Source organism: Paenarthrobacter sp. A20 (assembly GCF_024168825.1).
Lineage (GTDB): Bacteria > Actinomycetota > Actinomycetes > Actinomycetales > Micrococcaceae > Arthrobacter.
In genome coordinates, this window is the sequence record NZ_JALJWH010000001.1 from 3236927 (window position 1) to 3248603 (window position 11677).

General features: G+C 57.0%; 11 protein-coding genes. 4 read left to right on the top strand and 7 right to left on the bottom strand.

Annotated features, from left to right (window positions below; all coding sequences use genetic code 11):
• Positions 1-521: 521 nt before the first annotated feature.
• Positions 522-1256, bottom strand: a complete 735-nt coding sequence (locus J3D46_RS14975) for a 2-oxo acid dehydrogenase subunit E2 (protein ID WP_231341078.1) — start codon at positions 1254-1256, stop codon at positions 522-524.
• Between the two features lie 98 nt (positions 1257-1354).
• Entirely contained in the window at positions 1355-2806 is a 1452-nt protein-coding gene (locus tag J3D46_RS14980) for an amidohydrolase family protein (protein ID WP_231341100.1), read from the bottom strand.
• Positions 2807-2931: 125 nt separating this feature from the next.
• Here J3D46_RS14980 and J3D46_RS14985 point away from each other — a divergent pair, with 125 nt between their 5' ends.
• Both J3D46_RS14985 and J3D46_RS25170 read left to right on the top strand, forming a co-directional pair.
• On the top strand, positions 2932-4050 hold the full coding sequence (locus J3D46_RS14985) for a Xaa-Pro peptidase family protein (protein WP_253468015.1): 1119 nt from the start codon (positions 2932-2934) through the stop codon (positions 4048-4050).
• Complete coding sequence (locus tag J3D46_RS25170; RefSeq protein WP_374110801.1) at positions 4047-4532, top strand: VOC family protein; 486 nt, start codon at positions 4047-4049, stop codon at positions 4530-4532. The genes J3D46_RS14985 and J3D46_RS25170 overlap by 4 nt, the downstream gene beginning before the upstream one ends.
• A gap of 226 nt (positions 4533-4758) precedes the next feature.
• Here the strand turns inward: J3D46_RS25170 and J3D46_RS14995 are convergent, their stop codons facing one another.
• From J3D46_RS14995 to J3D46_RS15015, 5 genes are all read right to left on the bottom strand, one after another.
• The gene (locus J3D46_RS14995) at positions 4759-6258 is read right to left on the bottom strand and encodes an aldehyde dehydrogenase (protein WP_256491422.1); all 1500 of its coding nucleotides are present in this window, start codon (positions 6256-6258) and stop codon (positions 4759-4761) included.
• Between the two features lie 74 nt (positions 6259-6332).
• The gene (locus tag J3D46_RS15000; protein ID WP_231341074.1) at positions 6333-7310 is read right to left on the bottom strand and encodes an ABC transporter substrate-binding protein; all 978 of its coding nucleotides are present in this window, start codon (positions 7308-7310) and stop codon (positions 6333-6335) included.
• 46 nt (positions 7311-7356) lie between these two features.
• Positions 7357-8223, bottom strand: a complete 867-nt coding sequence (locus J3D46_RS15005; RefSeq protein ID WP_231341073.1) for an ABC transporter permease — start codon at positions 8221-8223, stop codon at positions 7357-7359.
• Positions 8220-8969 (bottom strand): ABC transporter ATP-binding protein, encoded by a 750-nt coding sequence (locus J3D46_RS15010; protein ID WP_231341072.1) that lies wholly within the window; start codon positions 8967-8969, stop codon positions 8220-8222. Before J3D46_RS15010 ends, J3D46_RS15005 begins: the two co-directional genes overlap by 4 nt.
• 182 nt (positions 8970-9151) lie before the next feature.
• Positions 9152-10006: an ABC transporter substrate-binding protein gene (locus J3D46_RS15015; protein ID WP_231341071.1), complete on the bottom strand. Its 855-nt coding sequence runs from the start codon at positions 10004-10006 to the stop codon at positions 9152-9154.
• Between the two features lie 449 nt (positions 10007-10455).
• Between J3D46_RS15015 and J3D46_RS15020 the strand changes: the two genes are divergently transcribed.
• Both J3D46_RS15020 and J3D46_RS15025 read left to right on the top strand, forming a co-directional pair.
• Positions 10456-10650, top strand: coding sequence for a 2-hydroxymuconate tautomerase (locus tag J3D46_RS15020; protein ID WP_231341070.1), 195 nt, complete (start codon positions 10456-10458; stop codon positions 10648-10650).
• Complete coding sequence (locus J3D46_RS15025) at positions 10650-11669, top strand: isochorismatase family protein (protein ID WP_231341069.1); 1020 nt, start codon at positions 10650-10652, stop codon at positions 11667-11669. The genes J3D46_RS15020 and J3D46_RS15025 overlap by 1 nt, the downstream gene beginning before the upstream one ends.
• The last annotated feature ends 8 nt before the right edge of the window (positions 11670-11677 follow it).

Sequence of the window (11677 nt, forward strand, 5' to 3'; positions counted from 1 at the left end):
AGTGCGCTCGGGACCAAGGGGTTAGGTGCCGGTGGGGGGGGGATCGTTTTGTCTTGGCTCTGGTTCGACCTTGTGTGGAACAAACCCAAACTTCGTAGCCCTCTGATTTTTCGAATAGGCGCCGTGAATGGTCCTGGCTTAGCCTTAGCCAAAGCACACTTCCGTCATCGGTCGTCATCTCGACACGGCCGCGCCTGGGGGGATTGGATGCATGCCGGATCTCGATGTCAGCGCCTGGAAGGATCCTCCAATCATCGACCCTAACTGTCGGGCCAAATTCTGACGCTGTTCTTGGGCGATCGTAGGTTGGTGCGGTTGGGTTTTTGAACATCCAGTGGTTCCGTTTCGGTCGGTGCTGCCTGCTGTGGCAGCGACTATCTAAATTGAATTCCCTACTGCCGGCCAAGGGGCGTCACATCACTCTGTGGCACGGTGGGGAAGTCGAAGTTGCTGGCTGCATGGATGGTGCTAGGCCACTCAGGTCCGTCACGGCACGCTAGTGTGTGCATGACCCGGCCAGGTTAGATGGTCGGTTCCGGGCTCTCAGTTTTGAGCCCGGAGAGACCCCTAACATTTTGTATGGCCTCCGCGATGCCAGCAAGGGCGCGGGCTGCGGCCATGCCATCCAGGGCCTGGTGGTCAAATGTGAGCGATAGTGGAAGTAGCGCAGGTCCGCCCGGAGTGACGTGATGTGTAGCCCCGATTCCCAGGATGGCGACTTGGGGAGTATTGAGTACTGGCGTGAACCAGTGAATCCCCAGGCTGCCCAAATTCGAAACAGTAAACGTCCCACCGGAAAGTTCCGGCAAGGTTATCTGTCCCTCCCGGCATCGTCGGATAAGTTCCCGGCTACATCTGGCCACGTCGAAGATAGACAGCTCGTGGCAGCTGCGTATAACTGGGACCAGTAGGCTCTTTCCGTTGTCGACGGCGAATCCCAAGTCGACGCTTGGATACTGCCTAATTTCGTCTTCAGTTATGGTCGCGTTAACTTCCGGGTACCTCCCCAACGCGCGGGCCACTGCATAGAGGAGCAAATCGTTCATGGATACCGGTGGGGCGCCGGACTCGGCTGCGGACTTCATATCTGCAGCCAGAGCGAGCAGATCCGCAGCGTCAGCATAGCGGGTGAGGGTGACTTGAGCGGTCTCTTGAAGTGAGGATCGCATGCGCTGCCCCGTGATCTTGCGGGCTCCGCGAATTTTCACGACTTTGACAGTCGGATTGCTTATTTCAGGAGGTACAACAGTGGTCATGGCAAATCTACCTTCGAGATGGGTGGGATTTGAAGGGCTTCGAGTCGTTGTCTCGAAGCCCTTCAAGGAACGCAACTACCACTCAGGGGTGGTGATGCTTAGTCGTACAGGGTTGTAGTGACGGGAACGTGGTCGCCGAGCCCTGCCCGGGAGACGATTCCTGCCGCCCGGTCCCGGGCTTCTTCGCGAAGTTCTTTTTCGTTCAGATTTTCAACCTGGCCGTCCCTGAAGACGGGTTTGCCGGCCACCCAGGTCTGAGTGATGCTGGCCGGGCTGGCGGAGTAAACCAAGGCCTGAATCGGATCGGCATAAGGCGTCCATTCGTGGTGGTCAAGGTCAAAGAGGACCATGTCCGCTTGCTTACCGACTTCAAGGGAGCCGATTTCGTCGTCCCACCCCAAGGCCTTCGCGCCGTCAATAGTGGCCATCCGGATCGCTTTCTGGGCTCCGACGAGGTTCGCATCCCGCCGCGCATCCTTGAATAACCCCGCCACGATGTGGATCTGGCGATGAAGATTGAGGTTTCCAGCCGCCGAGACACCATCGGTCCCGAGGCCCACCGTAACGCCGGCCCGCATCATCTCGGGATACTTTCCTATGTCGGCCGCACCCTTGGCGAGCTTGAGCGAGCTTGATGGGCAGAAAGCAACCGAGGTTTGGTGGTCAGCCAACCTTTTAACCTCCTCGTCGCTGACAGCGACTGCATGAGCCAATACCAAATTTGAGCCTAGGCCGCCGTGATTGGCGATTCGCGTGATCGGCCATTCGCCGTGCATTCTGTGACTGACCTGGGCTTCCTCCAAGCTGGTGGCAATATGGTATGTCGTTCCCACGCCCATTTCCGCTGCCAGCTCACGGGCTCCGATATGGAGATCAAGGCTGCAGGGTTCCTTGCCTTCGATGTTGACCCAGCAACGAATGCGGCCATCCGCATAACCGTTCCACTCTTCGACGCTTCGTTTTAGGGTATCGAGCGCAATGTGATGGTTTTCGAAGAAGTGGTGATCCATCATCTCTTCCGACCAGCCATGCGGTGCCTCCTTCGGACGTCGGTCGGCCGCATGGCGACCAACGATGCCGCGGATTCCAATTTCACCGGCAGCACGAGCCGTCAGGCCAGCATCATTCTGTGCCCCCATGTCAAGGAAGCAGGTCGTTCCGCTTCGGAGCATCTCCGCCGCGCCGAGCAGGACGCTCACGCGTTCATCCGCTTCGTCGACATGGGCATAGAAGGGTTTAGCCCAATGGAAGACCCATGCCCGCGTGGCTAGAACATCGGGAAATACGGCACGACTTAGGGTCTCCGATAGATGGACATGGGCATCGATGAAGCCAGGTGTGATGCCGGTTTTTGAACCATCGATAGTCCGGTCGGGGGAGCGGCCCTGAAGTCGGGCGCGGACTTCCCGCGTGGTGCCAATATCGGCAATCTTTTTGCCACGTACCAGCACAGCGGCGTCGCGGATGACTTCATCATGACTGTTGGCGGTAATTGCGAACTGCAAGTGTTCGATGAGCGTCGTGATGTCGCCTTCTCTGCTCAAGTTCATTTTCAAGAGGTTTCCTCACCTTGCGATTTTTGGGATTGAGTCTCGCCACAACTATGCGGATACTTATAGGATATCTGTTGTAATACCAGTTTGGAAGATCTACATCCCAAGACCCTGGAGGATTTATGAGGCACGAAGTCGAGGACCGTCTGAGGTCCATGATGGCTGAGCGCGGCATGGATGCACTTCTGTGCCTCTCGCCGGAGAACAACGCATACGCGGCCGGGTTCGTCATACCGTCCCAGCCACTAATGAGGTGGCGTGTTGCCGCCACCCTTCTGCATGTCGACGGGAGAAATGCCATCGTGTGCGTCGATATGGAAGAGACGACCGTACGGGCGGCGGAGCAGAAAGCCGAAATCCGGGTCTGGCGAGAGTTCGTCGATCGACCCATGGAGACTGTCGCCACATTGCTGAAGGACTGGGGCCTCGACAGCGGGCGAGTTGCTGCCGAACTCTCTTATCTCTCTGTTGCCGAACATGCCGAACTATCCCAATTACTGCCCTCGATCCAGTTTTTGCCCGCTGAGGAGCTGTTGGTGCGTGCACGGCAAATCAAGACGCCCTCGGAGATGGCGCTGCTCGAGCGCCTATCTAGAATTTCGGATGAGGCCATCAGGTCTTCCCTTGATTCCGTGAGGGCTGGCAGTTCCGAGATGGATTTGGCAAGCGCTCTCACCCGAAGCGTCTATGAGCAAGGCGCACAGCAGTTCAAGCTCATGATTGTAGCTACGGGAGAGCGTAGCCAGTTGCCGAACGTTGGTCCAAGTAACCGCGTCCTCAAGTCCGGAGACGTCTGTCGTGTCGAGATCTTCTCTGTCATTGATGGGTACCAGGCCGGTGTCTGTCGAACTGCAGTCGTCGGCGATCCGCCGCCAGAGGCAGAACGGATCTATCAGAACCTGGTGGACTGCAAGCAACTGATTCTGGAGGAAATGATTCCGGGCGCGAGCTCAAACAGGGTCTACGAAAAATATCGAGCCAAGTTTGATGAACTCGGTCTGCCTGCCATCTCCTTCGTGGCGCACTCCATTGGCGTTAATCTTCATGAGGCACCGTACTTCGGCCCTTATTCAAACCAGCCGATCGAGGACGGCATGGTGCTGGGAATGGAGCCTTTGGTGTACAGAAGCGGCTACGGCTTCGGCATGCAGATCAAGGACATGGTCTCGATAGGTGCTACGGGTCCCCGGGTTCTCTCTGACGTCATCGACACGGAAAAGCTGTTCAGGATCGAAGCATGAGCAGCCCCTCAGCTTCCCAGGTCCGCATCGACCACTATGGCCTGAACGTACCAAATTTGGAGCAGGCAGTTTCGTTTTTTCAAGAGGCATTCAACGCGCAGGTTGTTTTCCGGCTCGCTCGGATGCGCGACCCTGATGGCGGGAGCATGCAGCGCATCGGTGCCGATCCTCGGGATGAATTCGAGGTGGTGATGCTGGATCTGGCCGGGCAGCGGCTGGAACTTCTGCAATGGTGGAGCCCGCAGGGGACGAGAAGGCCGCTTGGCGCCACCGGTCACGGTGCCAGCCATCTGGGGATGACTTGCCCTGACCTTGCCGCGACGCTCAACCAACTGCGGCGAATGCCGGGGGTTACCGTGCTTGGTGAGCCGCAGACTTTCACAGAAGGTCCCACTCCAGGCTTGACCAACGCTTTCGTTCTCACGCCGTGGGGGAGCTCCATTGAACTGGTGAACTGGGGTGTCCAGGCGGCTAGGCCTTAATCAGGCAACTACGCCTTCTGGCCCCAACGGGCCCCGCCGATGTGGCCCGGAGGATCCTCCTTCGGGCCACATCGGGAACTCACTCCCCGAGATTCGTTGCACCAGCTCAGAATGCTTGATCGATGGGATCGATCAAGCATTCTGAGCTGTGGTGCTGCCCACCGTGGGCAGTCGAGGGTGTTACCAAGCGGAGCTTGGCCGACTCAAGCGGTAACCGTCGTGGCTCTCACCAGAGGGTCGGAGATGAATCGAAGTTCAAATGCTTCGATTCCGTGAACTCCAGCAGTCCGTCCACACCCTGTTGACGGCCAATGCCGGATTTTTTGAACCCCCCCACTTCCATTTCGCCATAGAAATGGTGGTAGGTATTGATCCAAACAGTTCCTGCTTCGACGCCTCTTCCGACGCGCCAAGCACGGTCAAGGTTGTTCGTCCATAGGCCGCAGGCCAGCCCGAACTCAGTGCTGTTGGCGACATTTATGGCTTCCTCTTCCGTGCTGAACTTCTGGACTGCCAAGACGGGGCCGAAGACTTCTTCCTTGATAAGCCTCGACGTTGAGGGAAGATCGGTGACGATTGTTGGAGCTACGAAGTTCCCCTTGTCATACGGCTGCTCATCCAGCGGGACACCCCCGGCGACTACTGTTCCGTCCTTATGACCAATCTCGACATACTCCCACACTGTCTTCTTGTGATCTGCGGAAACCAAAGGCCCCATGTCCGTGGCCGGATCCAGACCGTCGCCCACGCGCATCTGTTTCACGCGACCAACGAGTCGCTCCACGAACTCATCGTGAATGCTTTCCTCCAGCAGCAATCGGCTGCCAGCGGTGCAAATTTGACCGGCAGATGAGAATACTGCGTTTTCGGCTCCAGCCAGAGCCTTCTCCATGTTGGCGTCCGCGAAAACGATGTTAGGCGATTTTCCTCCCAGCTCAAGGGAGACCTTTTTCAGGCCGTCGGCAGCACGTTTCATAACGTTGATTCCGGTTACGGAATCGCCGGTGAATGCAACCATCCCGATGCCCTCGTGAGTTACCAGCCGATCACCAACAGTTGCTCCTGGACCCACGACGGCGGCAAGAATGCCATCTGGCAGGTCGTGGTCTTTCGCCAAGAGGCTTAGAGCTTGGACGACGACCGCCGGCGTCAAGCTAGCGGGCTTGACCAAGACGGCGTTTCCTGCGGCCAGCGCGGGTGCCACTGCCCGGATGGTCAAATTGAGAGGATAGTTCCATGGCGTTATGGCTGCGATGACACCTATAGGCTCTCTGAGAACAACGCCATGAACACCGTCTTTAAGTGCACTGGAACGGCCAAAGAGCGATCGGGCACACCCCGCGTTAAATTCAATCATGCTGATGCTACTGAGGACTTCACCCCTAGCCTGGCTGATTGTTTTGCCTTGCTCCCTCGTCAGCAACTCGGCAAGCGCCTCAAGGTTCTGGCGCATCCGCTCTGCCCAGCGGAAAAGGACCCTCGCCCGCAGTGCTCCGTCGTTGCGCCACACGGATTTCCTGAAGGCATGTTCGGCCCTTTCGACCGCTTCGTCCACTTGACCGACTGTGGACGTGGAAACTCGAGCAACAAGCTCACCGGTTGCTGGATCGAAACTGCCCAGAGGATCTGCACCAGCGAACAGGAAAGGATTTGTGCTCGGACCAAGATCCAATGGAGTCCAGGGTCCGCGCTTGGTGAATGATGACACGATTACACACGCTTTCATTAGTGATTGAGGTCCAGGCCGGCCCGTTGGAGGCACGGTTCTCCCGCGCTCAAACAGGGCTTTAGCCTGAACACCTAGTTCGGGAGGAAGTCGTTTGTGAACGACTTGGTGACGTCAAAGTCAGAGGGAAGCTGCCCGATGGAGGCCAGTTGGTCCCGCAGCGTGCTCCAGCGCTCTTCAGTCATCTTGCCGATCTGGCTGCCCAGGTAATCCCCTTGTTGAATGATCCGAGCCGAACCGTCAAAGGTGGCCTCATCGGTATCTTTATTGGATTTCATGATCGACGACTTTGCGTCGGCGGGATTCTTGACGAAATTCTTCCAGCCCTCGATGGATGCGGACACAACCCGGCGGACAACTTCCGGCTGTTCCTTCACCACTTTGTCCGTTGTGAACAGCAATAGACCGTAGGGGTTGTACCCGGCATCCTTAGCTACGCTGAGGATATTGACGTCGATACCCTCCTGCTTCGCGTTGAATACATCTGATGTGACGAAGCATTGCTGGACCAGATTTTCATTGCGTTTGAAGTCAGCAAGGGAGCCCGTGTAATTGATATCCTGGATCTTTTGCAAGTCAAAGTGAGACTTGATGTAGTCGAAGTACGGACTGGGAACCCTTGAGACCTGGTGCCCGTCGATGTCTTTGAAACCATTGATGCCTTGCGATTGATGCGACATCATGCACTGGAGATTCGTGTCATATGCAGCAGCTACGGCCACAATTGGCAATCCATTCTTGCGGGCAAGAAGGACTTCGTCAGCATTGGCGACACCGAAGTCAGCCTGGCCGGCGGCGACTTGGGGGATAGTTTGAATCCCTGGCCCGCCCTGTTTTACATCCAGGGTGACACCGGCATCTTTTCCATACTGGTTTGTCATCGTGTCCCAGTAGCCCCCCTGTTCGGCTTGGGCAAACCAGTTCATGAGGACGGAAACAGTTTGAGGCTTGTCTTGGCTGGGGGAGTCACCGGCGCTGTTTGCGCACGATGTTGTAAAGAATGCGACGACGGCCGCGGTGGCCGCGATCCGAGCCATACCTGAGAATTTCATAATTTCCTTCGGGAGTAACAGATGCTTCCAGTGAAGCTGGAGGGGTCTAGGCGTCATCCTTGAGCGCTGATTCATGCCAGTGTTTGATCAGACGGTTGCCAAGGAGGGTGACGACGATGAAGAACGCGAACCCGAGGAGCGTTGCTGCGAGGACCTCTGCGAAGAGCAGTCCAGTGGCGAGCCGGGATTGTGCGAAAAGTACTTTTACCCCCAAGCCGCCCTCTTCTCCACCGCTGCCGATAATGAATTCGCCCACAATGGCACCCACGACGGCCAAACCCGCCGAAACCCGCAGCCCGGCGAAGATATTCGGGAGAGCGCTCGGCAGCCGCAGCTGGAGGAACTCTGTGGTCCGACTGGCATGGTGCATCCTGAAGAGGTCACGGTGATTCCTGTCCGTCGAGAGGAGTCCCAGTAAAGTGTTGTTCAAGATTGGGAAGACGGAAATCATGAACGCGATCACAATGACTGCCGTCTGGTTGTAGCCGAACCAGAGGACGATGATGGGTGCGACTGCTACCACCGGGACCGTCTGTAGAAGAACAGCGTAGGGATAGAGGCTGCGTTCGAGCATCTTCGATTGGCTCATGATGATCGCTGCCGCAAATCCTACGATGATAGCGAGAGCGAAGCCTGCCGCAGCCTCAAGGAAAGTGATCCGAAGTCCCTGTAGAAGAGTCTCTGGATTCTCGACGATGGCCTGAAGAACCTGCTCAGGTCTGGGAAGCAGATAGTTTCGGTCTCCATAAACGGTGCCAGCGAGAACTGACCATCCGGTGAGGACCAACACTAGGACAATTGCAGGTGGCAGGACGGAGACCAGGACTGATTTGGGTTTAGGTGTCTTGTTTAATTTTTGTCCTGCAGTTCCGTTGGCTGTAAGGGGGGCGGACTTTGATAGCTGCGTGGTCATGCGTTTGCCCTTTCACGGAGGCATTCTGATATTTCAACGCTCAGGGCAGTGAACTCATGAGTTCGACGGAGCTCTGGCGTGCGGGGATACGCAAACGGGACATCGAAGATACGTTCAACGCGGCCAGGACGTGCAGACATGACCACCACTCGGTTGGAAAGGTAAATGGCTTCATAGAGATTGTGGGTGACGAAAACAGAGGTGAACCCTTTTGAAAGCCAGATGCGCAGGAGTTCGTCCTGCAGGATCTCGCGGGTGAGTTCGTCCAAGGCAGAGAACGGTTCGTCCATGAGGAATAGTTCGGGCTGTAGTGCCAGTGCCCTCGCAAGAGACAGACGCATCTTCATTCCGCCTGACAGATTCCTCGGATAGGAGCGTTCAAACCCTTCCAACCCGACCATCTTCAGGGCTGCCGCTACACGCTTGCGCCTTTCGGTCTTGTCGATGCTTTCCAGCTCGCAGATAAGACTCGCGTTTCCCTCGACCGTTCTCCACGGAAGCAGCGTCGCATCCTGGAAAACAAAGGCGCGGCGGTCGTCTTTCGGTATCGCAACCTCACCGGAAGAGGGCGCGGACAGTCCTGCAATAATGCGCAGGAGTGTCGACTTCCCGCAGCCGGAAGGACCGAGAAGGGAGACAAATTCTCCTTTGGCTACCTGCAGCTCAACTGGCTGCAAGGCGATCGTCCCGTTGGGGTACGTTTTCGATGCGCCGGCGACGTCGATGTGTGGATCGTGCGTCATCATGTAGGACTCCTTTGAAGTGGAACTCGTGCAAAGTGCTGGGGAGGCCAGGCGTTTACCGCCAAGCGTTGATTGTCAGTTCTACAACTGGACTGACGTGTTACCTGTGATCTCCATTACTCATGGTTGCCCCGACTTGGACGGTTGTCAAGACAGGTCTGCGTTCTTTGTTTTCTCGTTGTTCGTCAGTCCTTGGGGAGAAATTCCGTTGTGTAAGCGGCGCCAGAGTCGAAGTCCTTTGGGATCAAGCCGACGGACACGAGCTGGTCGCGCAGGACGTTCCAACGCTCGGGCTTCATGGCGCCAACCTTGCTACCTAGGTAACCGCCCTGGGCTATCGTGGTTGCGGAGAAATCAAAAGTTGCTTCATCGGCGTCCGGATTGGCTGCCATGACGGCTGCCTTGGCGTCGGAGGGGTCCTTCAGGAAGTTCTCCCACCCCTGGATGCTCGCCCGTACTACGGCCGCCACGAAGTCTGGCTTTTCCTGCACGGTCTTCTCGGTTGTGAAGAGGACCAGGCCGTAGGGGTTGTAACCACCGTCCTTTGCGACGCTGAGCACATTAATATCGATCCCCTCCTTCTTGGCCTTGAACACATCGCCTGTAACGAAGCCCTGCTGAATCAGCCCATGGTTCCGCTGAAAATCAGCGAACGATCCGGTGAAATTGATTTCCTCAATTTTGTCGAGGGCGAACGTCGCCTTGAGGTAGTCGAAGTACGGCGCCGGCCGTCGGGAAACCTGATGACCGTTGAGATCGTGGAATGAGCTGATGTCAAGATCCTTGTGTGACAGCATGGCGAAGAGGTTCGTGTCATACGCCGCGGCAACTGCGACCACTGGAAGGCCGTTCTTCCTAGCAAGCAGAATTTCATCGGCATTGCCGATGCCGAAGTCCGCTTGGCCAGCCGCCACTTGGGGGATGGTTTGTATTCCGGGTCCGCCCTGTCTCACGTCCAGCATTACGCCGTCGCGCTCTGCGGCTTTCTTTTGCATGGCGTCCCAGTAGCCGCCCTGTTCTGCCTGGGCGAAGTAATTCATTAGTATCGTGGCTGTCTGTTGGGGTGGCGCCTGTGCGGGTTGACCGTTCTGGGAACCGGACCCGGACTGAGTTGTGCTCGCACATCCCGTAGCACTGAGAGCCAGTACGGCCATTGAGGCCAAAAGTCCTGATACGCGTTTGGATCGCATGGTGTCCTTCATAGGAGGGAGCCAGTCGGAGGTGCGCGGCTGAAGCCGCATGTCCCTTCCGCTAGCGGAATCAGTGAGCGCCGATGTCACCGGCGGGAGAAAAAAACCCTTCAACAACTGGCATGACATGTGATATGTTTCACCGTGTTCCCAATATTTGATTCATCCCTCACGAAAGTCAAGGGGGCCAGCGTGCTTGATTTCGCCGTCGCGAACACGAGCCGGGCACCCGGCTTCGCCGTCAAAATATCCCTAAGTGGCGCGGGCATGCGCCGCAAACATCGCGAGTAAGGGCAAAGATGCCGTTTATTGAAATCCATATGTTCGAAGGGCGAACTGCAGAGCAGAAGCGCGCCCTGACCAAAGCAGTAACAGAGGCAATGGTCGAGCACGCAGGCGCCAAGGCGGAAGGCCTGCACGTTGCCATTTCCGAGTACTCACTAGACAATTGGGCGCGCGCCGGCGTCCTCGGCATCGATAGGACGGACATCTGATGCAAGAATCACCGCTGGGTGGACTGCCCCGGGAATCTGCTGCCCTTCTTGTTATCGATCCACAGAATGCCTTTGTTCATCCCGAGGGCACGCTGGGCTTGTCCGGGGTAAATATTGCCCCTGCCCAACATGCGATGAAGTCCATCCGACGTCTTGCAGAGCAGTTCAAAGCGGCAGGTCTTCCCGTCATTTGGACCCAACAAATACATCTGGAAAAGGACGTCTCACGGGATGCCAAAGTGCTCGCTTCCCACACTCAGAAAAGGGCCCGCGTCTCCGCGCTCTCGGGTACGTGGGACGCAGATTTCGTGGACGAAGTAGCGGACCTCGTCGATGACCCCACGTATGTCGTAACCAAACATCGCTTTGGTGCCTTCTACGAAACGCGTCTGGATTCCTTGTTGCGGATGCTCGGCGTCCGGACGCTGTTCGTCACCGGCGTGACGGCCAACGCCTGCGTGGAAACTACCCTGCGCGAGGCGTATCTGCGGGATTACGATGTCGTAGCCGTGAAGGACGGAATCGCCGCTGTCAGGCCCGAATGGATTGACACTGCCGAAGCCGTGTGGCGTCAGTACCTTGGGGTGGTGGCAAACGAGGAGGAAGTCCTCGGCTGGCTTGCCCGAGGCAGCCGCCCCCAAGCTTTGGGGCTGCATCACCTGCTCTTAGAGACGAAGGACCTGGAAGCTGCTGAAAGCTTCTACTTTGAAGTTCTTGGATTCAACGAACGAAAACGTGAAGACTTCCGGGACGGGCGAAAGTTCGTTGCAACGCACCAAGGGCTGGCTCTTGTTGAGCGAGCTTCCGAAGCCACTGGCACAGGTGGGACTCTGGAGCACCTTTGCTTCCGGGCCCGTGGGATAGATGCCATTGCCAATCGCGCCATGGCCGCAGGACACCGGATCGTTAGGGGCCCTGGCCCCGGGCCCTATGGCCACACCGTCTACATCGAGGACCCGGACGGAAATGAAATCGAGCTGTTTGACATACCTACGACGACTTCCGGCTCTGGCTCCTAACAACCCAA

Bases quoted from the DNA above. Each gene is read 5' to 3' on its own strand.
- J3D46_RS14975 (WP_231341078.1), bottom strand. From the start codon at position 1,256: ATGACCACTGTTGTACCTCCTGAAATAAGCAATCCGACTGTCAAAGTC.
- J3D46_RS14980 (WP_231341100.1), bottom strand. From the start codon at position 2,806: ATGAACTTGAGCAGAGAAGGCGACATCACGACGCTCATCGAACACTTG.
- J3D46_RS14985 (WP_253468015.1), top strand. From the start codon at position 2,932: ATGAGGCACGAAGTCGAGGACCGTCTGAGGTCCATGATGGCTGAGCGC.
- J3D46_RS25170 (WP_374110801.1), top strand. From the start codon at position 4,047: ATGAGCAGCCCCTCAGCTTCCCAGGTCCGCATCGACCACTATGGCCTG.
- J3D46_RS14995 (WP_256491422.1), bottom strand. From the start codon at position 6,258: ATGAAAGCGTGTGTAATCGTGTCATCATTCACCAAGCGCGGACCCTGG.
- J3D46_RS15000 (WP_231341074.1), bottom strand. From the start codon at position 7,310: ATGAAATTCTCAGGTATGGCTCGGATCGCGGCCACCGCGGCCGTCGTC.
- J3D46_RS15005 (WP_231341073.1), bottom strand. From the start codon at position 8,223: ATGACCACGCAGCTATCAAAGTCCGCCCCCCTTACAGCCAACGGAACT.
- J3D46_RS15010 (WP_231341072.1), bottom strand. From the start codon at position 8,969: ATGATGACGCACGATCCACACATCGACGTCGCCGGCGCATCGAAAACG.
- J3D46_RS15015 (WP_231341071.1), bottom strand. From the start codon at position 10,006: ATGAATTACTTCGCCCAGGCAGAACAGGGCGGCTACTGGGACGCCATG.
- J3D46_RS15020 (WP_231341070.1), top strand. From the start codon at position 10,456: ATGCCGTTTATTGAAATCCATATGTTCGAAGGGCGAACTGCAGAGCAG.
- J3D46_RS15025 (WP_231341069.1), top strand. From the start codon at position 10,650: ATGCAAGAATCACCGCTGGGTGGACTGCCCCGGGAATCTGCTGCCCTT.